The organism is Paenibacillus roseus, from assembly GCF_016424485.1.
Taxonomy (GTDB): domain Bacteria; phylum Bacillota; class Bacilli; order Paenibacillales; family Paenibacillaceae; genus Paenibacillus_D; species Paenibacillus_D roseus.
In genome coordinates this window covers 47,870-71,283 of record NZ_JAELUP010000008.1, presented here as the reverse complement: position 1 = coordinate 71,283, position 23,414 = coordinate 47,870, and the positions used below count along the sequence as shown (strand labels likewise).

Annotated in this window: 23 protein-coding genes; 4 read left to right on the top strand and 19 right to left on the bottom strand. The window is 49.3% G+C overall.

Features of this window, described 5'->3' with window-relative positions; genetic code table 11:
• Nucleotides 1–336: 336 nt before the first annotated feature.
• Both JFN88_RS03995 and JFN88_RS03990 read right to left on the bottom strand, forming a co-directional pair.
• Nucleotides 337–1,398 carry a Gfo/Idh/MocA family protein gene (locus JFN88_RS03995; protein WP_199018029.1) on the bottom strand — a complete coding sequence of 354 codons (1,062 nt, stop codon included), beginning with the start codon at nucleotides 1,396–1,398 and terminating at the stop codon, nucleotides 337–339.
• Between the two features lie 228 nt (nucleotides 1,399–1,626).
• A complete protein-coding gene (locus JFN88_RS03990) occupies nucleotides 1,627–2,655 on the bottom strand; it encodes an MBL fold metallo-hydrolase (RefSeq protein ID WP_199018028.1) in 1,029 nt (342 codons plus the stop codon).
• Between the two features lie 401 nt (nucleotides 2,656–3,056).
• On the opposite strand from JFN88_RS03990, the gene JFN88_RS03985 reads away from it, so the two are divergent.
• Complete coding sequence (locus tag JFN88_RS03985) at nucleotides 3,057–4,208, top strand: conserved virulence factor C family protein (RefSeq protein ID WP_199018027.1); 1,152 nt, start codon at nucleotides 3,057–3,059, stop codon at nucleotides 4,206–4,208.
• A gap of 173 nt (nucleotides 4,209–4,381) precedes the next feature.
• On the opposite strand, the gene JFN88_RS03980 is transcribed toward JFN88_RS03985, so the two are convergent.
• The 10 genes from JFN88_RS03980 to JFN88_RS24765 form a co-directional block, all read right to left on the bottom strand.
• Entirely contained in the window at nucleotides 4,382–5,281 is a 900-nt protein-coding gene (locus JFN88_RS03980; protein WP_199018026.1) for a transglutaminase domain-containing protein, read from the bottom strand.
• Between the two features lie 160 nt (nucleotides 5,282–5,441).
• Nucleotides 5,442–6,212 carry a hypothetical protein gene (locus tag JFN88_RS03975; protein WP_199018025.1) on the bottom strand — a complete coding sequence of 257 codons (771 nt, stop codon included), beginning with the start codon at nucleotides 6,210–6,212 and terminating at the stop codon, nucleotides 5,442–5,444.
• 440 nt (nucleotides 6,213–6,652) lie between these two features.
• Entirely contained in the window at nucleotides 6,653–7,288 is a 636-nt protein-coding gene (locus JFN88_RS03970; protein ID WP_199018024.1) for a bifunctional 4-hydroxy-2-oxoglutarate aldolase/2-dehydro-3-deoxy-phosphogluconate aldolase, read from the bottom strand.
• A gap of 315 nt (nucleotides 7,289–7,603) precedes the next feature.
• Nucleotides 7,604–7,765: a hypothetical protein gene (locus JFN88_RS03965; RefSeq protein ID WP_199018023.1), complete on the bottom strand. Its 162-nt coding sequence runs from the start codon at nucleotides 7,763–7,765 to the stop codon at nucleotides 7,604–7,606.
• A 609-nt stretch (nucleotides 7,766–8,374) separates the two neighbouring features.
• Nucleotides 8,375–10,066 (bottom strand): ribulokinase, encoded by a 1,692-nt coding sequence (locus JFN88_RS03960; protein WP_199018022.1) that lies wholly within the window; start codon nucleotides 10,064–10,066, stop codon nucleotides 8,375–8,377.
• A 17-nt stretch (nucleotides 10,067–10,083) separates the two neighbouring features.
• Nucleotides 10,084–10,782, bottom strand: a complete 699-nt coding sequence (gene araD, locus JFN88_RS03955) for an L-ribulose-5-phosphate 4-epimerase (protein WP_269846508.1) — start codon at nucleotides 10,780–10,782, stop codon at nucleotides 10,084–10,086.
• Between the two features lie 73 nt (nucleotides 10,783–10,855).
• Nucleotides 10,856–11,944 carry a GntR family transcriptional regulator gene (locus tag JFN88_RS03950; protein WP_199018038.1) on the bottom strand — a complete coding sequence of 363 codons (1,089 nt, stop codon included), beginning with the start codon at nucleotides 11,942–11,944 and terminating at the stop codon, nucleotides 10,856–10,858.
• A 287-nt stretch (nucleotides 11,945–12,231) separates the two neighbouring features.
• The gene (gene copZ / locus JFN88_RS03945; protein ID WP_199018021.1) at nucleotides 12,232–12,432 is read right to left on the bottom strand and encodes a copper chaperone CopZ; all 201 of its coding nucleotides are present in this window, start codon (nucleotides 12,430–12,432) and stop codon (nucleotides 12,232–12,234) included.
• A gap of 384 nt (nucleotides 12,433–12,816) precedes the next feature.
• A complete protein-coding gene (locus JFN88_RS03940; RefSeq protein WP_199018020.1) occupies nucleotides 12,817–13,173 on the bottom strand; it encodes a metal-sensitive transcriptional regulator in 357 nt (118 codons plus the stop codon).
• Between the two features lie 5 nt (nucleotides 13,174–13,178).
• The gene (locus tag JFN88_RS24765) at nucleotides 13,179–13,301 is read right to left on the bottom strand and encodes a hypothetical protein (protein ID WP_269846506.1); all 123 of its coding nucleotides are present in this window, start codon (nucleotides 13,299–13,301) and stop codon (nucleotides 13,179–13,181) included.
• Between the two features lie 147 nt (nucleotides 13,302–13,448).
• On the opposite strand from JFN88_RS24765, the gene JFN88_RS03935 reads away from it, so the two are divergent.
• Both JFN88_RS03935 and JFN88_RS03930 read left to right on the top strand, forming a co-directional pair.
• Nucleotides 13,449–13,844: a secondary thiamine-phosphate synthase enzyme YjbQ gene (locus JFN88_RS03935; protein ID WP_199018037.1), complete on the top strand. Its 396-nt coding sequence runs from the start codon at nucleotides 13,449–13,451 to the stop codon at nucleotides 13,842–13,844.
• A gap of 207 nt (nucleotides 13,845–14,051) precedes the next feature.
• A complete protein-coding gene (locus tag JFN88_RS03930; RefSeq protein WP_199018019.1) occupies nucleotides 14,052–14,495 on the top strand; it encodes a Dps family protein in 444 nt (147 codons plus the stop codon).
• 69 nt (nucleotides 14,496–14,564) lie between these two features.
• On the opposite strand, the gene JFN88_RS03925 is transcribed toward JFN88_RS03930, so the two are convergent.
• From JFN88_RS03925 to JFN88_RS03900, 6 genes are all read right to left on the bottom strand, one after another.
• Nucleotides 14,565–16,505 (bottom strand): ABC-F family ATP-binding cassette domain-containing protein, encoded by a 1,941-nt coding sequence (locus JFN88_RS03925; RefSeq protein ID WP_199018018.1) that lies wholly within the window; start codon nucleotides 16,503–16,505, stop codon nucleotides 14,565–14,567.
• Between the two features lie 165 nt (nucleotides 16,506–16,670).
• A complete protein-coding gene (locus JFN88_RS03920) occupies nucleotides 16,671–16,850 on the bottom strand; it encodes a hypothetical protein (RefSeq protein ID WP_199018017.1) in 180 nt (59 codons plus the stop codon).
• 12 nt (nucleotides 16,851–16,862) lie between these two features.
• On the bottom strand, nucleotides 16,863–17,306 hold the full coding sequence (locus JFN88_RS03915; protein ID WP_199018016.1) for a flavodoxin: 444 nt from the start codon (nucleotides 17,304–17,306) through the stop codon (nucleotides 16,863–16,865).
• Nucleotides 17,307–17,353: 47 nt separating this feature from the next.
• Nucleotides 17,354–18,076: a hypothetical protein gene (locus JFN88_RS03910; RefSeq protein WP_199018015.1), complete on the bottom strand. Its 723-nt coding sequence runs from the start codon at nucleotides 18,074–18,076 to the stop codon at nucleotides 17,354–17,356.
• Nucleotides 18,077–18,092: 16 nt separating this feature from the next.
• A complete protein-coding gene (locus JFN88_RS03905) occupies nucleotides 18,093–18,896 on the bottom strand; it encodes a hypothetical protein (protein WP_199018014.1) in 804 nt (267 codons plus the stop codon).
• 178 nt (nucleotides 18,897–19,074) lie between these two features.
• Nucleotides 19,075–19,323, bottom strand: coding sequence for a DUF7667 family protein (locus JFN88_RS03900; protein WP_379165923.1), 249 nt, complete (start codon nucleotides 19,321–19,323; stop codon nucleotides 19,075–19,077).
• A gap of 164 nt (nucleotides 19,324–19,487) precedes the next feature.
• Here JFN88_RS03900 and JFN88_RS03895 point away from each other — a divergent pair, with 164 nt between their 5' ends.
• Nucleotides 19,488–20,849 carry a TrkH family potassium uptake protein gene (locus JFN88_RS03895; RefSeq protein ID WP_199018035.1) on the top strand — a complete coding sequence of 454 codons (1,362 nt, stop codon included), beginning with the start codon at nucleotides 19,488–19,490 and terminating at the stop codon, nucleotides 20,847–20,849.
• Nucleotides 20,850–21,014: 165 nt separating this feature from the next.
• Here JFN88_RS03895 and JFN88_RS03890 read toward each other — a convergent pair whose 3' ends face one another.
• Nucleotides 21,015–23,135, bottom strand: coding sequence for a peptidoglycan D,D-transpeptidase FtsI family protein (locus tag JFN88_RS03890; RefSeq protein WP_199018013.1), 2,121 nt, complete (start codon nucleotides 23,133–23,135; stop codon nucleotides 21,015–21,017).
• Nucleotides 23,136–23,414 lie beyond the last annotated feature (279 nt).

Sequence of the window (23,414 nt, the reverse complement as noted above, 5' to 3'; positions counted from 1 at the left end):
ATATTTTTTTCTAAATACAACGAGTTCATTTTATTATATGTTATATAATATAACAATTAAGTAACAGTATTAAAAAAGCGATTACATCTATTATTTTCTTATATATACTGAAAATAATGATGAATATCGCTTTATTTCGTTTAGGAATATTTAATTATATAAAATATAAAAGCGAATTTAATGTAATGAAATATAACATAATAAAAACATTATTTTGGGACTGCAGAATTATATATAAGTTGAACGAAAGAAACGGGAGCAGGCCTTGCTTGAAAGGACGATACAAAAAAAACACAGCCCCTCACCCGAAGGAGAGACTGTGTGTTCAGATTTCCTTTACCAATCCAGCTTAACTTCGCTGCCGGTACGGGAGGATTCATAGATCGCATCCAAAATCCGGTTATTCGTATACCCGGTTAACGCCGAACTGATTGGATCTTTATTGCTGCGGATGGATTCGGCAAAGTGCCTCCCCATCAGTACGCGGTCGCTCTCCCCTTGCAAAGGCTCAATCGCTGTTTCCTTAACAGCATCATCCTCATGGGTAATGAGCATCCCCGTATTTCCCGATATAGCCAGACCTGCCTCCGTACCCATGAGCTGGACATAAGGCTCATCTTTCACTCCGGCTGCGTGAGCGGCCCAACTGACCTCCAACAGCAGCGTTGCGCCATTGTCCATTTTAATCATAGCCGTAGCCAGATCCTCGACATCGTAGTAGCCCTCCCAGTTTGGCGTCCCCCATGTACCGATGCCGCGTCTTTGCGGCCCGAATTCCGCATACGTCGACCCGTATACAGAAATCGGCTTGGGATTGCCCATCAAGTACAGAGACAAATCCAGCATATGAACACCAATATCGATTAATGGGCCTCCGCCGGACTGGTCCTTGCGAGTAAACCACGAACCCCAGCCGGGAATGCCTTTTTTACGGAGCCATCCTGTCTTTACGTTATACATATATCCCAGGTCTCCGTGGTCTACATGTTGTTTAATTGCACGGACGATGCCCAGCCAGCGCATTTGGTGCGCCATCATCAGCACTTTACCGGATTCCTTTGCCGTCTCATAGATCGTTCTCGCTGTCTCTGAATCAATGGACATCGGCTTCTCCAGAAGCACATGCTTTCCGCGCTTCAACGCCTCTATAGCAAGCGGCGCATGGAACTGGTTCGGCACACCGATCACAACTGCATCCAGCTCCGGGTTTTCAAGCAAATCCTGCGGAGTCGCTTGTTCAATGCCGTATTCGCCGGCACGTTGCTCAGCTGCAGGCAAATATGCATCAGCTACAGCTGTGACACGAACCTCGGGCAATTGTCTGAACGTCTCGATATGAACCTTGCCAATGGCTCCTGCGCCAATAATACCTAGCCGGATAGGCTGTTGTGCGGGCATAAAATGGAATCCTCCCTTTGGTCATATGGCCCTAGTATATCGATCCGCCTGCCAACAATCCAGCACATGGTTTGTCCTGTCCTTGTGCTGGTTTGGTATTTTGCTGTACAAACCGCGAAGCAAAGAGACGCAAACCTGGACAGTCCTGCCGCTGCCATTGTTCCGCGCCTCTTCTTCACTCATATATATCTGCCACAATTGTATGTTTTGCAGCTTTGGTTTTGCTTGCTAGCCGCCATCCAATCTCCATGTCTCTCCAAGCGGAAGAATGACCAGACGGTTCGGATCAATCCTATAGTATTCACGTCCGCTCTCCAGTCGGTCCAGCGCCTCCCGCGGCGTATCATCGGCCAATTTAAATGTACCGTAATGCATCGGTACAAACCATTTCGCACCTGTATCCTGAAAAGCCTGAAGCGCCTGTTCTGGCGTCACATGCTGCGGCCCCATGAACCATTCAGGCTCATAGGCCCCAATCGGCATCAAGGCCACGTCAACCTGAAAACGGCTGCCAATTTCCTTAAACCCGTTGAAATAACCGCTATCTCCGGCAAAATAGATCGTCGGGTTGTCCGAAACGACCGGTCGTGTGAACGGCTCAGGCAGCGCATAATGAGCCCCTGAATTATTCTCTCTTTTATGCGACCTGTTGTCGTCGCTCTCTTCATGACCGGACGCAGGCTCAATCACCCAGCCGCCCCAATGAGAACGGTTCATGTCCCACGGCGTTCTCCGGGTCCAGTGCTGAGAGGGGACGAAGGTGAAGCGGACACCGTTAATGACCGCCGAATCCCACCACTGAAACTCGCGAATGCGGAAAAATCCTTTCAGAAGCAGCTTGTTCTTTAATCCGGCCGGGACGAGAAGCTCCTTGTTGCCCGCCAGGCGGCGCAGAGAAGTCATGCTTAAATGATCGTAATGCGAATGGGATATGAGAACAATATCAATTGGAGGCATATCTCTTATCGGAATACCGGGCGGAGCAAGCCGCTTTTGGAACGCCATTTTGCCCGACCATACCGGGTCAGTGACAATGTTAAGACCGGAGTGCTGAATAAAAAAGGTGGAATGCCCGATCCAGGTTATAGAGGACTTTTGACTGTTGTCCCGCAAATATTCCAGATCAGGAGGCACACTTGGCACAACAAAAGAATAATCCTTCAGCTTTCTTGCCCGTTCCTTGCGCCATCGTTTGAAATGAGCCATCGTGTGTTCTGTATGAACAGGATTTGAGTTTGTAAAGCGGTACTTACCCAAGCCGTCAACTCCTTCACTGCCTCAATCTATTATCTAGCATAACAGTAATACTTGCCAGAGGGCAAACCCGAAACATTCACCCAAATGAAATCTGCCTGTCCGGAAAACAGGGCAGGCCTATCTGCATATTAACCACAGGATAACGGCCCAAAACGGTAGACACAGCAGCATTGCATTGCATACACCGACGAAGAAATTCCCTTCCTTGCTGATCATCCTCCCCACTCCTTTCCCCTGCCGCCAAATTTTACGCTATTATTCATTGTGGACGATCGGGGAGGTTTTCATTCGTCAGCCGCTATACTGCCGCTCTATGCGACTCGCTTTGGAACGTTGTTTGGGTTACACTATAGGCAGACTAACATAGCCGAACAGGCTGCAATTAAAAGGAGGATAATTCCTTGAAGCTACTCTCCATCGAACCGACACCAAGCCCGAATTCCATGAAACTGAATCTTGACATAAAGCTGCCGCCCGGGCAGCGCTATACATTTACCATCAAGCAGCTGGAGCAAGCGCCCGAGCCGCTTCGCAGCCTGCTGCAAATCGAAGGCGTGCGCAGTATATTCCGCACTGCCGATTTCATCGCGCTCGACCGCAGATCAGGGGCTGACTGGCAGCCGATTCTTGAGCAGGCTCGTCAGCTCCTTGCCGGCGATTCCGGCACGACCCAGGGGGCCGGGACGACTGGACAGGAGGATACAGCTTATGGTGAAGCGCATGTATTTGTGCAGATGTATCGGGGAATTCCCATGCAGCTTCGCGTTCGTATAGGAGACAACGAATCGCGCTCCGCGCTCCCACCGCAATTCGCCGCAGCCGTCTCAGAAGCTGCAGGTTCCGGCATGATCCGTGAACGGATGCTCGAGGACCTTGGCGTCCGCTACGGGGAGCCGGAGGAGATCATGACCGAGGTCGTCGGCGAGTTGGCTGCCGCTTATACAGATGAGAGGCTGCAGGAGTTGATTGAGGCGGCCAAAACTCAAGGCTCGGCTGCCCCCGTGGAAGGTGCGGCCCCGCCAAGACCAGCGCCGCCAAGCGTCCAGGAGCTAGCGGAGCGCCTGTCCTTGCCGGATTGGAACGACCGTTATGCCGCCATGGAGCGAGTATCTCCAGGACCTGAGTTTCTGCCTCTGCTTGCTCAGGCATTAGGCGACGAGAACGCGTCCATCCGCAGACTTGCAGTTGTCTATCTGGGCGACCTGCGAATCCCTGAAGCCCTGCCGCATCTGTTTACCGCACTGAAGGACCGTTCGCCTTCTGTCCGCAGGACTGCCGGGGACACTTTGTCTGATCTGGGAGATCCGGCTGCTATCGGGCCAATGATTGAAGCTTTGGGGGACAGCAACAAGCTGGTACGCTGGCGGGCTGCGCGGTATCTGTATGAGATTGGGGACGAAACCGCTTTGGAAGCTCTGCGCGAAGCCGCCGGGGACGAAGAATTTGAAATTCGTCTCCAGGCCCAAATGGCATTGGAGCGAATTGAGCGAGGCGAGGAAGCTGCAGGCTCCGTATGGCAGCAGATGACTGCAAGCCGGCGCAGCGGAGAATAGGAAACCAGGACTCATTCCGGCAAAAACGGGGCAATCACCGCATCAGGCCTCAACACAAACAAGGCAGCGCAACCAACCGCAAAACGGTAGTTGCGCTGCCATTTCATTTATCTGGCATCCATAATAAACTAAACCACTTCACCGGGCACGCCTTGTTCTTTAACGCTCAGATTTTAGCTGTTTTGCATAGAAAGGCCCGACTTGCCGACCTGTCCCTTCAGCCACTGGTAAAACAACCGAAGCGTCGGATCGCTCTTTTGTAGATTTTCCAGGACTTCCAAGTATGAAACGTACGCCTTCGGGTACTTCTTCGTCCATGAATGATCAGGCCGCATCTGCTTATCGGTCTGCAAGTAATAGCTATAAGAGATCCCGGTATTGGGATTCGCTTCCGAATCATCCCAGGTAACATCAAGATGGTACCAGATGCCATTCAAAAGCACCAGATTCCAGGCATGATCTCCCGTAGCAACGGTTCCTTCGACAATCTTGGCAGGGATTCCCGCTTCATTGAGCATTTTATAAGCAAGCAAAGTATATCCCTGACAGACTGCCCTGCCGTCTTTGAGCGCTTCATAAGCGGTATACCGCTCATACCGCGTGTCATATTCGAGATGGCTAACCAGCCAGTCATGAATCACTTTCACCTTTTCATGGGCGCTCATGCGCGGACTGATTATCTGCTTCAAGACGAGGCTCACCTGTCGGTTTACCTCCTCCGTCTCCTCCAAAGTTTCCCGGTATCGAATTACAACGCTAAGCTTGGCTTTTGACCTCCAAGTACGAAGTGTATAAAAATAGGAGTCCACGATATAAGCTGTATAATCATCCTGTTCGGTTGCTTCCTTCAATAGGGAGGGAAGCTGTTCGGACAACTGTTTTTTATCCCCGGAGTAGGTCACGGCGAACTCCTCAGTCCGGGTTGCCAATCGCTCTACAAACACATCGCTTAATTGATTCAGGTCCGTAATCGTGGAAGAATCGGCAAAGACGGATTCGAATTTCAGCTCAGTTCCAAGGCCAACTAAAATGACAATGGCCATCAGAGTCCATTTCGTCAGCTTCCTCCTCATTCGCGCCCCCTTAATCGTTTAAATTACGGTTTGTAATACGTATTATTATACTTGACTTATCCTCTGAGCGTAAACCAGTTGCCCGGGTTCCTCCGGCTGTGCTCGTGACGCCTCTTTTCTCCTAACCACGACGGGACTGAATTCGTGCTTCACTGATTTCTCATATACATTTTTCTATTTCAGGTAACATTATCTCCAGAAGTTCTTTCTCTTTTAGTTGAATATTATTTAGATTGACCAATAATTGTTCTAATAAACGAGTATCTTCAGTGATATTAAATTTTAGAGCCATATTCCTCATTATTAATGCGTCTGTTCCCAATTTGTCATAAGCTTCAATATACAAATTTAGATTCGGCTCCATATTGCTCATATATTCCAGTCTGGAAATCATGACCTTTTTATGTTCCCATATAACATGAAACGGCCTAATATCAATAAAAAGATCTTTTAGTGCTATCGTTCCGATATATTCTTTTAAAGAATCATACGTCCTTAATCCAAAAACCGCTGTCGTATCGGGATTTTCAAAGTGTTTTACTTTCCTGTCTGATGGCACAGAAAAATAATACTCCGTTAAACCTTCCAGTACGCATTCTATATCAAACAAAAAATTAGCGGATGGATTAATTTTATATAATTGTAACCGATTTATCCAAAGGTTATTTTGATCTGCTATAGCTTTATCATAGCCTTGTTTTATTAATTTATAATCTGTTTCGATGAATTGGTATTTTCTTTGGTTAAAAAAACCGCCAACTTTAAATTTTCGCTCGACGTTGTTATAGCCATAGATAAAAATCGGATGAAAAAAAGGGCCTTTTTTATAACCCGGAGATTCGGGTATTACGGATTCATCTATATTCAGATGAACATAGTAGCCTGTATCAATTGATTCTCTAATGAAATCCAAAATATCTATTTGAAGCACACTTAGCATATCTCTTTGCAAGATTTGACTAGTTGTCGTGAGATGAGGGTTATAATGGTATGCGGGATCAAGCGTATAAAAATCGAACCAAATATTACCTTTTTTATAGGGAAGGCTTTTTATTTGGATATAATTGCAATAGAACCATCCTAAGTACTGTTTAGAGCCAGATAACATTGATAAATAAAAAGCATGGTTAGCATACGAAGTTATAGGGGGGCTCTCGACTGGCAAAATATGATGTTGTATTTCAAACACTCCTCTTACCGTTTTAATCCTTCATGTTCAAATCCATTTTGTAATATAATTGTAATCTTAGCTTCAGGTTGGGTTCATCTTCACTGCCTATAATATGAAACATGACCCCCCTTATTATATATTCTCTCTTGTGCCTGCGGCTTCATTCCCGCAGGCATCTTTGTTTTTAACTATAGGTCATATTATTTGCAGTCAGCAGCTGCTTTTACAAACTGTGACGCCTGATCAGTCAGAAGTTCATAGCGCCCTTCCCGTATCCATTCTTTATTAAGCAACTTGCTTCCCATTCCGACCGCACATGCCCCCGCAGCGAAATAATCCTTAATATTCTCTAAATCAACGCCACCCGTTGCAATCATTGGAATATTATCAAGCGGAGCACAGATTTCAGCCAAATAACCGACGCCTAGCGAGGCCATAGGGAAAATTTTCACCGCTTCCGCCCCTACCTTCCTTGCACGCACAATTTCTGTTGGGGTCATGACCCCGGGCCATACTGAAATGCCGTGACTTGCTCCAAATGCGATGACTTCTTCATCCAGATTCGGCGAGATCAGAAAGCTCGCGCCAGCTGCAACAGCCTCTTGCGCCATCTTCACATCACGCACTGTCCCGGCTCCTATTACAGCTCTTCCCTCAAATTTTTCGCGCCAGCGATAAATCGTCTCTGCGGCCTCCTCCGTGTTCATCGTCACTTCCATCAACCGGATGCCGCCTTCAATCAGCGCCAATGCCGCAGCGTCTGCCTCCGCTCCCTTGAATCCTCTAAAAATCGCTACAATTTTATGCTCCAAAAGCATATCCAGCAGTTTACTCACCGTATATTTCCCCTTTCATCCGTTCAAGCTCGTCCGATTTTTTCCGTCTATTTCACATGCAACCGGACCGGCAATTCCCCGTAAGCTTGATTCATACTGCATAGCCTTTTTGTATTCGACATAGCCGCCCTATTTCCTTGCCAGCATGGAGTTGGAAAGCTAATGTTGGAGCCTTAAGAAGCAGAAAGCCCAATCGCGGTCCGAATTGCGTGTCACACCGGATATGCATCTGGGCATATCATGGAACAGGTATAAACACCCAGTTGAGACAAAAGGGAGTATGAACAATGTCTAGATCCCCTATCATTGATACCTCTATCCGAGCAGGCGGATGCGGATGCCGCAGGACAGCATATATCGCACAGCCAACCTCCTGGCAGGCTGCTTATGAGCGTACCCTCCACAGCTTCGGGCCAGGAGCATTCCCAGCACCTCCAGGGCCGGGACCTGTACCCTTTCCTCCAACTCCAGGGCCATTTCCCATCCCTCCAATCCCCGGACCGTTTCCTCTGTGGCCAGGGCCATTCCATCCTGGACCAGGGCCATTCCATCCCGGACCAGGGCCGTTCCATCCCGGACCAGGGCCGTTCCATCCCGGACCAGGGCCGTTCCATCCTGGACCAGGGCCGTTCCATCCCAGGCCTGAAGAGCACTTTAGCGTTGTAAGTAACAGCTATGCCTTTCCTAACAACACACAGGTTTTCCCTGTATAGTTAAGGACGCATAGCCAGAATCAGCGCTTGATTTTAAGAGAAGAAAAGTGCTGCTAGTTAAAGATTCTTACGACCCCAGTTCTCCTGTTAGCCATACACTTAGCTGGCGCCGGCACAAGTTCTCGAATAAGCAAAGAACCAAAGCGTGTATAAGTCCTTCAAACAATGACTTATACACGCTTTGGTTACAAATGTCCAAAATGAAACGAAAGAAACGGAAGGAGGTAGCCGGAGTGTGAAAGGATTCTAGAGAAGCGAAGCGTTCGCCTTTGTTCCCGGATTTCCCCTATTACGACCATTCATTCAAGAAATCCGGGAACAACAGCGATCGGAAGAACCTTTCACACGCACGCCTTGCCTGACTTCCTTTCGTTCAACTTATATAGTTATTCGCGTTAACCAATTCTTCCTTCTGCTCCTTTAGCCGTTTCATTACATCATTCGCACCCCGGCCAAAGTAATCATGCAGAAGTGTGTACTCCTGGAACAGCTTTTCATAGCGCGCTACATTCTCAGGAATTGGCTTGAAGGTCTCCTCCTGTACACGCGCCATATTTCTGGCAGCATCTACAATACTGTCATAGCCGCCTTGGGCGGCACCCGCAGCCACTGCGCCAAACATCGCCGCGCCCAAAGCAGGCGTCTGCTTCGAAGCAGCTACTTTTATCTCGCGGTTTGTGACATCGGCGTAGATTTGCATGAGCAAGCGGTTTTTCTGAGGCAGTCCGCCGCAAGCATACAATTCTTTCACGTGGACGCCGCTATTATGGAATGCATCGACAATCTTGCGCGTGCCAAAAGCAGTAGCTTCCAGAAGCGCCCGATAAATTTCCTCCGGCTTAGTCAGCAGCGTATAGCCAATCATCACACCTGTCAGGTCCGTATCCACGAGTACGGAGCGATTGCCGTTCCACCAGTCCAGCGCAAGCAGACCGGACTCGCCAACCTGCAACCGGGAAGCTCTACGTTCCAGCCACTCATGCACACTGATGCCCTCTTCACGAGCACCTTCGGTTACATAAGCAGGCACAGCATGCTCTACATACCACTCAAAAATATCCCCAACAGCCGATTGTCCGGCCTCGTAACCATAATACCCCGGGATAATGCCGTCTTCGACAACCCCGCACATCCCCTCAACTTCCTTCTCTTCAGTTCCGAGCAGCATATGACAAATGGAGGTTCCCATGGCCATAACCAGCTTGCCCGGCTCGACAACGCCAACACCAGGAACAGCTGCGTGCGCATCCACATTTCCTACCGCGACCGCAGTTCCGGCAAGAAGTCCCATTTTGACTGCAAATTCTGGAGTTAACCCCCCCGCTTTAGTACCCAGCGGCAGCACCTCGCCTCGCAGCTTGGTCGCAGTAAGCTCTTCAAGACGGGGATCGAGCGATGCAAAAAAGGCGTTGTCCGGGTATCCTTCCTGCTTATGCCAAATCGCCTTATAGCCGGCTGTGCAACTGTTGCGTACAAGATTTCCTGTCATTTGCCCGACAACCCAATCTGTTGCCTCCACAAAAAGGTCAGCGGCCTCGTACATCTCAGGCGCTTCATCCAAAATCTGCCACACCTTGGCAATCATCCACTCAGATGAAATTTTCCCTCCGTAGCGGGGAAGGAATCTTTCACCCCTTTTAGCAGCGGTTTCATTAATGAGGTTCGCTTCCTCCTGCGCGGCATGATGCTTCCACAATTTAAGCCAGCTGTGCGGGTTGCGCTTGTGGGCCTCATGGAAGCATAATGGTACAGCCTGTTCATCAATCGGCAGCATCGTACAGGCCGTAAAATCGATCCCGATGCCGATGACATCCGCCGGATCAATACCCGTCGCCTTCATGACTGCGGGAACCGAAGTCTCCAGCACTTCAATATAATCTGCAGGATGCTGAAGAGCCCAATCTGCTCCCAACTTGATTTCAAGCCCTGGCAGTTCCTTGTCAATAACATGATGGCGGTATGGGGTAACGTGATCAGCCAGCTCCGCTCCGTTGCTTAGGTCGACCAGTACTGCCCGCCCCGATTGCGTCCCATAATCGATTCCAATCGCATATTTCTTATTCATCTGTGACTGATCTCCTCTCAGGATTTCTGACCGTAATAGGCATTTGCACCATGCTTGCGCAAATAGTGGCGGTCAAGCAGATGCTGGCTCATCGCGTTAACCTGCGGATTCAATTGGACCGTATGGAGCATCATCTTCGCTACCTCTTCCAATACAACCGCATTATGCACGGCATTCCCAGGGTCCTTGCCCCAGCAGAATGGCGCATGACTGTTTACCAGTACGGAAGGAACCAAATTCGGGTCGATCTGACGTTCCCGGAACGTTTCAACAATGACATTCCCGGTCTCGAGCTCATATGCCCCTTTGATTTCTTCCTCTGTCATGGGACGTGTACAAGGCACTTCCCCGTAAAAATAGTCTCCATGCGTCGTGCCCAGAGGCAGAACACCCCGCCCTGCCTGAGCAAAGCTCGTAGCCCATGGAGAATGGGTATGGACAACTCCTCCGATATTTTCAAACGACTTGTACAGTACAACATGTGTGGCTGTGTCCGAGGAAGGCCGATAATCCCCTTCTACTACGCGACCTTCAAGATCGACAACAACCATCTGATCAGCCTTCAATTCATCATAAGGCACACCGCTCGGCTTAATGACGACAAGGCCGCTTTCCCGGTCGATCCCGCTTACATTGCCCCATGTGAACGTAACCAGTCCGTACTTGGGCAGATCCATATTTGCTTCCCAAACCGATTGTTTCAAAGCTTCCAGCATTGTCAGCAGCTCCTTTGTTGGTTCAAGCGCTTTATAGACCTATTATAAGTTGTACGTACAAGTATGTCACGCATTATTTTATACTTCTTGTAGAACTCCTGATAACCAGCCGCGGCTCATAGACGATATCTCTGGTCAGATTTCCACCGTTGCTCTGCTTTTCAATGAGCTGATACAACATTCTCACGGCCTGCTCCCCCATCTCGATCTTAGGATGAGCAATCGTGGTCAGCTTCACCTCTGTAGCCGTTGCCAGATTGGAGTCATCGTATCCTACAATAGACAAATCTTCAGGGACATTCAGTCCCTTCTGGCGAATGACATCCAGCAGACGGACGGCAAGCTGGTCATTGTAGCACACAATTGCCGTCGGGCGCTCCTGCTGTTCCCGATTAAGCAACGCAGCCAGCGCTTCAAGCGGCTTGTCATCCTTCTCCTCCGTGGAGTATCGCAGCAGAAGCTCCGGGTCAAGCGGCAGCTGGCGTTCCCTGTAAGCACGTCGGAATCCGCGCATGCGGTGAACTCCCTGATTGTCATCCGTCTTGAAGAAGCCCGCAATTCGTGAATGCCCGAGCTCCAGCAGGTGGGCTGCTGCCATATAACCCCCCAGTTCATCATCCATCCGGAGTACCGGAGCATCCACATCGCTATACCGTTCATTCAGCATAATATATGGGATATTCTGGGCCTCAAGCGCGAGAAAAAATCTGAAGTTCGGATTGCCTTCCGAACTCTTGGTCGGTTCTATAATCAGACCGTCAAGCGGCTCCCGAAGCATCGACTCCAGATTTTCACGCTCCTTTTCCTTTTCATTATCCGTACTCGCCAGAAGCAGCCGCGCGCCAAGGCTACGCACTTCCGACTCCACCCCGCGGACAATCATCGGGAAGATATAATCCGAGATATGGGTTGTAATCAGCCCTACCGTCAATCCTCCAGAGACACTGGTTCGTTGCGCCTCAGTGGAAGGCTCCGCTACAAAAGTACCTTTGCCCTGCACACGGTAGAGCCTTCCCTCTTGTTCCAATTCCCCGAGCGATTGACGCACCGTCTGGCGGCTCATGCCAAACCGCTCGGCGATTTCATTTTCCGAAGGCAGCTTGTCATGCGGTCTAAATTGCATCGTCGTGATCCATGACAATATCTCGCGCTTTAATAACATATATTTGGGCGTTGGCTGGCTCAAGACGCACCTCGTTTTCATAGTTTTTGCTATCTGTCCCTATACTATCATAAATCCTTACTTGTATGTACATTTCAACATAAACAAGAAAGCACACCAGTCTTCCGATTAGTCAGCACATAAATATAACGGCTTTGCTGTCCTTTGGCGGGCAGTAGTTTCGTTTGGCACACAAAAATAGGCCAACCAGTAGTTTCTGGCTGACCTAATAATACGAAAAGTGCCCTAGCCAAACAGCTACGACACTTGAATAATGTTACCTGTTATTAGGCTACATCGTAGCCTTGGTCTTCAATTGCAGCCTTGATTTGATCCAGGCTCACTTTGCTTTCATCAAAGGAAACCTTGACTTTGTTGTCGGCCAAATCCACTTTTCCCTGAACGCCTAGCGGCTGTAATGCGCCCTCAACGGCCTTCACGCAGTGATTACAAGACATTCCTGCAACCTGTAAAGTAACTTCTTTCATTTAAATCCTCTCCTTTATATATTAAATACCCACCTGTTTTAATGGCTCAAAACCAAAACTAGTGGTTGCCCTCTAGTAAGGAGGGAACGCTGCGTGGCAGAGGATTCTTCCGATCGCTGTTAAAGCCCGATTCCTTTATAGGATAGAGACTAGCAGGGGGAATCGAGCTTTAAAGGCGACCACGTTCGTTTCTCCAGAATTCCTCTGCCCCTTCACTGTTCTCTCCTCTATGTCAACCACTAATTTTAGGTTGAGCCATTTTAATTTTAATAGTGTAGTCAATTTACTACTCTACCCTTGTAATGTATAAAAACGATGGGGACGGTTGAGGCTTGCGCCATCAAATCCATCCCAGCCGGTTCATGTTTCGATATTGCCCGCGAATTACTTGAGCAGTTTGTTGATCGTCTTGAGCAGTTCATCCAGAACATCCTTGTCGCCTTCCTCGATGCGCTCAACCACACAGCTCTTCATATGACCTTCAAGCAGCAGCTTGCCTACGCCATTGAGCGCAGACTGTACAGCCGCAATCTGATTCAACACATCGTCGCAGTAGGTTTGACGCTCGATCATGCCTTTAATGCCGCGAACCTGGCCCTCAATCCGATTCAGACGGGCTATCAAACTGGCCTGAAACTTCTCGGAATGATGACTTTTGCGCTCGCTGCCTTCATCAACCGCACAATGCGGATCACTCACCTGACTGTCCGTAGACGACAGTGGAATCAACTTGTTATCCATGAGCCTCACATCCCCTTCCTGCCAAGCGTAAACAACACTGCCGCCCTTCGACGGACAACAGCTTCGTTCCGCGCAGTAATAGACTTGCCGAAGATCGCCTCCGGCTTATCCAGCCATGTCGGATGCATTCATTTTAACATACCCCCTCCCTGTATGCAAGATATATGAATTGAATATCTTGCTGCAGAAGTGGCGTTTTGACTTCTGAATTGTTACAATGCAACCAGCAGCCTATAGCCGTTATTTGCAACGCCATACCTAGGGGGAGATTAATGATGCTGTATACTGAAAACTTGCGCACCTCGCGCAGAGATGAAATGATTGATATTACCCGGCAAGTCCACTCTGCTGTACAAGCCTCCGGTATTCGGGGAGGTATCGCCTTGATTTATTGTCCGCACACGACTGCAGGAATTACAATCCAGGAAAATGCAGACCCGGATGTCAAGCGTGATGTGCTCATGCGCCTGGATGAACTATATCCATGGGAGCACCCCAAATATCGCCATGCCGAAGGCAACACAGCCTCACATCTGAAAGCTATTACAACAGGCAGCTCGCAGACGGTCATTATTCATGAAGGCAAGTTGCTGCTTGGGCGCTGGCAAGGTATTTATTTCTGCGAATTTGACGGACCTCGCACAAGAGAATTTCATATTAAGCTCCAGTAATTCGTTCATCCATCTCACGCCCTTAACGACTGTTTCTGCGACAAGCAGAGTCAGCCGCTAAGGGTGTGAATGCTTCTAAGAACTTCCTGTGCCAGATAGAAAAGAAAAGTCCACATCCTCTGGACTTGACAATCTCGTCATTATTTATAATAATTATAAAAAAGGAATTAATATATTTAATTTCCCCATTTATAAGGAGGTCATACCATGAGCAATCCAACTATTCATCATGTTCTGAACCGTCAAATTGCCAGCTGGAGCGTACTGTATGTCAAGCTCCACCACTATCATTGGTACGTAAACGGACCGCAATTTTTCACACTGCACGCCAAGTTTCAGGAGCTTTACGAGGAAGCCGCCCTCCATGTCGATGAACTTGCAGAACGCTTGCTAGCGCTTCAGGGCAAACCTCTTGCACGTATGAGCGAATACCTGGCGGCAGCCAGTGTGGAAGAGGCCAAAAACGGCCAAACCGCAGAGCAAATGGTGGATACTCTGATTCAGGACTACACCGTGCTGATTGCAGAGCTCAAGGAAGGAATGGCAGCGGCGCAGGAGCAAAATGACGAAACGACCGCCGATCTGCTGCTTGCGATCCATACCGGGCTGGAGAAGCATGTCTGGATGCTGAAAGCATTCAACGGCCGCTAAGAGCATCTTCCCGGAATACAAAATCCCCGTGCTGCAAGGAGAATAACCTCCTATAGCCCGGGGATTTTATTATTTCTTCTGGCTAGCAATCTGCTCGGCCAACTCGTTCAAATAGGTCCACCTTTCAAGCAATTCATTCAGCTTCGATTCCAGCTCGTTTTGCTTATGAACCAACTCCTGCAGCCGGACAGAATCGCTTGCGGCCTCCACCATCTGTTCAGCTACAACCGCCAGTTCTCCTTCAGTGGCGGCGATCCAGTCATCAATTTGCTCAAAATCTTTCTGGTCTTTGTAGCTCATCCGCAGCGTCTTCTCCTTCTGTCCGCTTTGCTGTACAGCGGCCGAAGCGCCCGATGAAGCAGGCCGGCTTTCTTCCTGCTGAACCTTGGCAATTACCGCAGCCTGCTGACTGGCGGCTGCCGACTGCTCCTGATAATCGGTGTAGTTGCCGACATAAAGCTTCACCCGTCCGTCCCCTTCAAAGGCGGCAATCCGTTCGGCGGTGCGGTCCAGGAAGTAGCGGTCATGGGAGACAATTATGACGACGCCAGGGAACTCGTCGAGGTAATCCTCAAGCACGGTCAGCGTTGCAATATCCAGATCATTGGTGGGTTCGTCCAGCAAAAGCACATTCGGAGCCGACATGAGTACGCGAAGCAGTTGAAGGCGGCGCTTCTCACCGCCGGACAGCTTGGCAATCGGCGTCCACTGCATGGTAGAAGAGAACAGGAAGCGCTCCAGCATCTGTCCGGCCGAGATCAGTTCTCCCTCGGCTGTCCGTACCTGCTCCGCTCCTTCGCGGATATATTCAATGACGCGCAACTGCTCGTCCATCTCCTCATGCTCTTGTGAGAACCAACCGAGCTTCACCGTCGAACCAAGCACCACTGTGCCCGAATCTGGCTCAATGTTGCCAGCGATCATTTTCAGCAGAGTCGATTTGCCGCTGCCGTTGCGACCGACAATCCCCAGCCTGTCGCCAGGGACAGCAATGTAGCTCCAATCCTCAATCAGCGCTTTACTGCCGTAGCCTTTGCGAACATGCTCAATCTCAATGATTTTTTTGCCCAGCCGCTGAGATGCCACTGACACCGCCAACTTGTCCCCGTTGCGCTCAGGTGCGGCATCTTTGAGCTGCTCAAACCGGTCAATACGCGCCTTTTGCTTGGTCGTACGGGCCTTGGCGCCGCGCCGAATCCAGGCAAGCTCGTTGCGGAGCAAATTTTGCCGTTTGGCTTCGGATGCCGCTTCGCGCTCCTCACGCTCCAGCTTCAATTCCAGAAATCTGCTGTAGTTCGCGGTATAGAAATAAGCCCGTCCTTTATCAAGCTCCATAACCCTGTTGCTGACCCGGTCAAGAAAATAGCGGTCATGCGTGATCATCAGCAGCGCACCCTTGCGCTTTTGCAGCATCCCTTCCAGCCAAAAGACGGATTCGTTGTCGATATGGTTGGTCGGCTCATCCAGAATCAGCACATCCGACGGCTGAATGAGCGCTGCCGCCATCGCGACACGCTTGCGCTGTCCGCCGGACAATGTACCAAGTTTGGCGTCAAATCCTGTAATGCCAAGCTTCGTCAGCGCGGTCTTGGCGTCACTCTCCAACTGCCACGCGCCCAGTTCATCCATTCTGGCATTTGCTGCTACGAGCCGCTCTTGCAAGACAGCATCTCCCGGCCTAAGCTCCAATGCTGTCAATGCCTCCTGATAGGTTCTGAGCGCTGTCATCTCATCCGAGCTACCCTGATATAGATGCTCCAGCACCTTCATTTCCGGGTCAAAAAGCGGACTCTGCGACAACATCTGAACGCGTACGCGATTGCCTGTTGCCACCCGTCCGCTATCCGGCGTCTCCAGACCAGCAACCACCTTCAAGAAGGTGGACTTACCGGTTCCGTTGACTCCGATAATTCCCATTTTGTCGCCTTCCTCCAAACCGAACGATACATCCTCAAACAACACTTTTTCCCCGTAGGTTTTCGTTACATGTTCAACTGACAGCAGATTCATTGGCACGTAGATCCCTTCGCTAAGCTTGTATAAGCACATCCATAATATCGATAGCCCTATTGTAGCATACAATCGGTTTTAGCGCCGAAGTGCAGCGGTCCAAACTCCTTGACTGTTGGCCAAAATAAAAAAGGATTTCCGGCGTGCGAAACCGGAAATCCTCTCTTATTGCTGCTTTTTACCCGCAAACGACGGTACTTCTTCCTGAGCATAGAACATGCGCAGCTTCCGCTCAGCCTCCAGATGACTGGCTTTGAGAACCAGGTCCGCTTTATACGGTTTCGCGGCGCTTGCTTGCTTCCTCTTGTCTAACGCACGTGTAATAATCTCATACAGCATTCCCATATCAACACCGCCTTAGACTAGTGATTCAACAAAACGCTTTCCATATTGGATACATTCCTGTTTTTCATCAGCTGATGGGCTCAATTCGATTTTCAAGCCATCCAACACTTTTTCTCCGCCACGCTCAACCAGTTTCTCAATAAGAATATCGACCGCAGCCCCAAACACAGGATATGAAGAATCGGCAGAGCCGAACACGGCTATTTTCCGTCCCTCCAGACTGATCTCATCCATTTCGTCATAGAAATCCAGAAATTCATCCGGGAGTTCCCCGTCCCCCCATGTATAAGCGCCAAGCAAAATACCGTCGTACACTTCCAATTCGCTGGCGTTTGTGTCCATAACTTCTTTCACAACAGGCTCAACCCCTGATTGACGAATTCCTGCCGTTATGGCATCAGCCATCTCCTCTGTATTCCCCGACATGCTCGCAAACACCACAATAATTTTAGACAAATGTTTCCCTCCATATCTGTTCATTTCACCGCAGGCCTTGCCTACATTCATTCAACTTTATAACCAGGAAAAAGGCTGATTTTAAGATCGGACTCGCTATGGTCGGACTGTTGTTCATCCGGGTACAGGGTGAGCAATAGCCGCAAATAGTCTTCAGACTGCACAATCGTCCTGCGCGAGGGGATGAGCCGCTTCGTTTGCCCCGTTAGCAGCGAATGAATCTCGATTCGCTCAGGCAGCGTGGAGAAGGCGCTGCTGCAAAATACCGCTGCAAAGTGACAGAAGGCATTCATGAGTTCGTCATCGTCATTGACAACATATTTATGGACGATATAGCCCGTATCCGCTCTGTCGCCCTCTTCGGATACAGCGGTCACAAGCTGAAAAATCATCGACAGCTTTCGTCTCAAGACCGGATGAAAAGATTCCCATTGTTCAAACAACAGCAGCGGCTCCGACCTCCCATGCTCTCGGAGAAATACCATGAGTTCTGCCGCAAGCCGTTCCCTTACCTGAATATAATGTTCCTTGGATTCAAACACGCTCACCCGCTTCGTCCACCTTCGCTCCAGCAGGACGGGAATGACAGACCGGGTTCTGACCGCCGCAGGGAGCATGAAAAAATCATTGATCGTATGGTTGAGCGCGTATTGGGAGAGCTGCCGCCAGTCAAGCTGCGCCTTCTTATGTCTGCCCTGCCCCACCACCTGCACGCTTGAATTGCGCAGCAGTTCCTCCAGTATGTAATCCATAATCGGTTTCGTCATCATGTCGGCAGCCATCCCTTTACTGACCGACCATCTGAACGCCCTGAAACAAAGTAGCCAGATACAAGCTTCCTTCGTCCGCGTCAATATCGGTTACCGGACAGCCCAGTTTTACCGAAATCAGCGAAATCCGGTTATGAATAACCGTTAGACGGTACAGCCCTCTGTCACAACAGAGGAAGACATGACTCCCTGTACTTACTACAGAGAACAGAAATAGATTGGAAAATCTGAACGTTTCAAAGCCGCCACGTCCATTTCCCTGAACGAACTCCCCTTTGTCCGTCACGCCGATAATTCGCCTGTTGAACAATGCAAGAGACGTGACGGCTGCGCCAATCTTCAAATCCATCCACGAATCCGCAAGCCGGTCATATACAGACAGTCCCTGCTCCATTCCCAATATAATGAACTGGGGCAAATACAAAAAGTCATAGACGATTGCGTTGGGATAGGCCAGGTTATGCCAGTGGTCCCTCATCCCGGTCCATAAACCGAATTGCGTAGCCGCTAGCGATGTTCTCCCAATCCGCTTGTATTGGTAACAGTCGATTGACAATGTGGATGGCTCCCACTGCTCATCCATAAAATAAAACAAGCCGTTATTTGTACATGCCAACAGATGCTCCTCCTGCACATACAGGCGGTTCACATGCGTTTCAGGCGGCAACCCGGCGTCCGCGTTCTCCCAGTTGCCCGATTTATATTTTCGCATTACACCCCGGCCCATGGACGCCGCGATCAATGTATCCTCACCAAATACCTTCACAGATGAAAAATGAAATAAGTGCCAATCCTTTTGAGCAGGCGAATTCTCTGACAAAGCCGCCCCTCCTTCCAATCCGTTCATGACTTTCAATTTAAATAATAATGATAATGATTATCAGTGTCAATATATTTATTTAAATCAGACTTCTTCGTACGGAAATGTTGGAGAACAACCAAAAAACCGGAACTGCCGTAAAGCCAAGTTCCGGAATCAAAGATATGGGGGGACAATTCTAGCGGGGAGTTGTGGGCGGCGCCCCGATCAGTTTCTCAATTTGTGAACAGATTTCATGCTGCCACACGCTGTCTCCTGTCATGGATGCCAGTAAAGAAATGTTGCGCAGATGGGCCAGTTCACGGCAATATGAGGCATTGACAGCCATACAATGCTCCATATCCATTGCCTCCTGATCGGTCAGTTCACGCGTACTCTTCAAGGTCCACAATTCGGCAAGACGCTCATGAATCGGCAATATAGCCACCTTGCTCCCCCCTTTCCTTCATAGTATTACCAAAAGCATCTGGATGTAACAGTTATTCAGCCTGATCATGGATTCTTTTGCTTAAATCAGGTATGATAGCATCAAATCCTGGCAGCTTAGAGTGCTGTCAATTAGCCCATACAAAATGGAGGCACCACTTGGAAATGAAATTAAGGCTCAAAAAATATTCCAGCCGCATCACGCCCACTCAGTTTATTGCGCTCGGTTACCTGGCCGCGGTGATTCTGTCGACAGTGGTGCTGCGGCTTCCGATCAGTTGGCAGGAGGGGGCAAGTCTCTCCTGGATGGACGCGCTGTTCACAGCGACAAGCGCAGTCAGCGTAACGGGATTAACGGTCGTTAATACGGGGGAAACCTTCAGTGAATTCGGCAAAATTGCGCTGCTGTGCATGTTTCAACTCGGCGGAATCGGCATTATGACACTCGGGGTGTTCCTGTGGCTGATTCTGGGCCGAAATATTAGCCTCTCCTACCGAAAACTCATTATGGTAGACCAAAACCGCAATAACCTGTCCGGTCTTGTTCAACTGTTGAAGCTCGTATTTATTCTCACGTTGATTATAGAGGGCGTCGGCGCGCTCATTCTGACGATCTATTTTAAACTGGCGGGTGTGTATAGTGATTGGCTGACAAGCTTTGTCCACAGCGCTTTCCATTCCATCTCGGCCTTCACCAACTCCGGTTTTGATATTTACGGGGATTCGCTAACGACTTTCTCCGGCGATTATATGTTGCAAATCATCACGATGCTGCTGGTATTGCTGGGCGCAATCGGGTTTCCGGTATTGATAGAGCTTTACCAGTACATTACAAGCAAAAACAACCATTACCGCTTTTCTTTGTATACCAAAGTAACCGGGATTATGTTTCTCTCCTTGATCATTGCCGGGGCTATGGGCATTTGGCTGCTGGAGCAGGATTTCTATTTTGCCTCACTGAGCTGGCATGAGAAGCTGTTCTACTCGCTTTTTAATTCCGTATCGACTCGCAGTGCGGGCTTTTACACGATGGATATCAATGATTTCAGTAATCCGACCCAGATCCTGCTCTCCGCTTTGATGTTTATCGGAGCCAGCCCATCCAGCGTGGGGGGCGGTATCCGCACGACCACATTTGCAGTGATTTTGCTTACGCTGATTCATTACGCGGCGGGGCGCAGCGAAGTAAGAGTGTTCCGGAGAACGATCAAACAGGAGGACATTATCAAGAGCTTCGTTGTATTTGCAGCGGCGGCAATAATTGTCGTTGTCAGTACGATGTTGCTGTCCTATACTGAACATTCACATCTGCCGCTTATCTCGATCATTTTCGAAATCTGTTCGGCATTCGGGACAAGCGGGTTGTCGATGGGGATTACCGGGGAGTTGTCTACTGAAGGCAAATGGGTGCTTATGATCATCATGTTCATCGGACGGCTCGGCGTATTGTCCCTGCTGTTCATTTTCCGCACCAACAAGCGCAAGCAAAATTACCACTACCCGAAAGAAGATATCATAATTGGATAGGAAAAGGCCTCTTCCATGGTCACCAAAATGCATACGGTGATCATGGAGGAGGCCTTTCTTTGATCAAGCAGGAAACATCTTGCTGTCCTTTGACGGACAAATGCTTCATTCCGCGGAGAAAGAAAAGCTAATTATAAAGTAGACCGGACTGTCAGGACATCCACCTTATTGACCTGCCGGAGGATTGACTTGATTACCCTCTGTACGATCTGTCTGATCACCTTGCGCATTATCCGGGTCACCGGAGCTGTTCTCGTGCTTCTTCTTCGTCGGATTCTTAGGCGTACCGGTCAATCCGACCTCATCATCATAGGCGTCAAAAATTTTGCGGGCAATCGGCGCTGCCCCGAAGCTGCCATAGCCGCCATCCGGCACAACTACCGCTACGGCAAGCACCGGATCATTGGCGGGCGCGTAGGCGATGAACACCGCATTCTCCACGCGCTTGCGCTTACCAACGTCCTGCTGCGATGTCCCGGTCTTCCGGTTGAAGCTGTAAGGGAAACCTTCGAAGCCCTGCGCCGAAACCTGGGACATCCCTCTCTCGACAACATCCCAGTAAGTGCCTGGAATATCCACTTCATTGAGCACTTCGGGCTTGTAGCCTTGCACCAGATTCCCTTTCGCATCACGAATTTCATTCACAAATTGCGGCTTCATCCGCTTCCCGCGGTTAGCCAGCATTGTAGTGTACTGAGCCAATTGCAGTGCCGTATAACGCCCCTGCTGACCGAAGGATGAGAAAACAAGAGCCGCCTGGGCACTTCCGCTTGATTCGCTGAAGTAGTCTTTGACACCCCTGGATTCGTTCGGCAGCCCGCTGCCAGTCAGTACGCCAAGTCCGAACTCTTCCATATAGCGATCCCAAATTTCAAGCCCTTCATTGCCAGGTTTCATAAACAACTTGTTGCCGATCAGCTCCGCCATGAAGGCATTCGAGGACTTGGAAATCGCTTGCCAAGGCTGCAGCGGTCCATTCGCTACGTTGCTCGCATTCGATACGCTCGTCTTGTGACCTTCACGGCCAAAGTAGAAGGCTCCGCGGTCATAGTATGTCGTCTGTGGCGTAAACAGCTTCTCGTTCAAGCCGAGAAGTACGGTAAGCGGTTTTTGAGTTGAACCGAGATAGACCAGCGACGAAGGATGATTCGGCACTTCCTTGGGGTCTTCATAATAAGGCATCGATGTCCGAATGGTTCCATTATTAATAAAATACTGCAAGTATTGCGAGGTTTCCTGACTAATCGGCCCCTGCCATACATTCGGATCGTAATCTGGCATGCTTGCCATAGCTACAACCTTGCCCGTCTTGACTTCCATCGCCACAGCATAACCGGTCCTCGCGTACTTCGCACGCTCTCTCGGGTTGGAGGAATTGCGAATCTTCTCCAGATGCTCCATGATGGCGTCCTCTGTGCGCAACTGGACATTTTTATCAATGGTCAAAAAGAGGTTGTTGCCCTTCTCTGGCACAGTCAGTTCCATAGGACCGATAATGCGGCTCATGCTGTCCACCGGATATTTCTTAACGCCGTTCTTGCCTCTAAGCTCATCCTGATACATCAGCTCCAGACCGTCGTAGCCGACCTTTTCCTTGTCCAGATACTGATCGACAGGGTCGCGGTTGGAGTTGTCCTGCTTGATTTCCTGATATTTTCGAATGCCATTCTCATTCTGATACAACGAGTTGAAGCCTTTCATATAACCCACCAGTTGCACGGCAATTGTATCCTTGCTGTAATGACGGATGCTTTCTTCAATAATGTCTACTCCTACATAGCGGTCGCTGTTCTCCATAAAGTAGGCGATTTCTTTTTCGTTAATTCCGGCTTTGATTCGCCGCGGCTCAAACACGTAGCTTAATCTCCCCCTGATATCCATCATTTCGAAGATACTGTCGGCGGTAAGCTGCGGGGCATCGGTATCGTCCCCAAGCTTTTCGAAAGTTTCAGCCAAATGCTGCGCCAGTTCTCTGGCATCATCCTCTTTCGTATTGGGCTGTATCGTATAATAAAGGGATTGAGTCGAAGTGGAGTAAGCAATCGGCTCCCCGTTGAGATCATATATGTTTCCCCGAATCGGCGGGATTTTGACGTACACATTCCCGATGCGGGCTACCTTCTCCCTAAGTTCTGGACCTTCAACGAATTGAAGGACTGCCAAACGTAAGATGAGGACTGAAAACACAACAAAAGTGAGAAAAAAGAAGATATTCAACCGGAAGGAAAATCGGCGCCTGTTGGCGATTTCACGTTTCTTCTGCTCCTCCGAGCGTAATGGCTGCATGCTTGAAAGCCCCTCTCCTGCCCTAAAACATTGTTCATTCAAATAGACTATTTTTAATCAGTGCTTGACTTCTTTAGAACTTGAACGGATGATTTCGAATAGCGCCGCCATGTTTCCCTTGCCTTATGCAGCGAGGGGAAACGTTAATGCCTACATCATATCTATATCTATTATAAAATAAATAAGTCTGACATCCAACCCTGATTCAGATACCTCCAACACAAAAAAAGCAGGCCGGGACACGATCATCCCGGACCTGCATATTACGTTTCAAGCCTA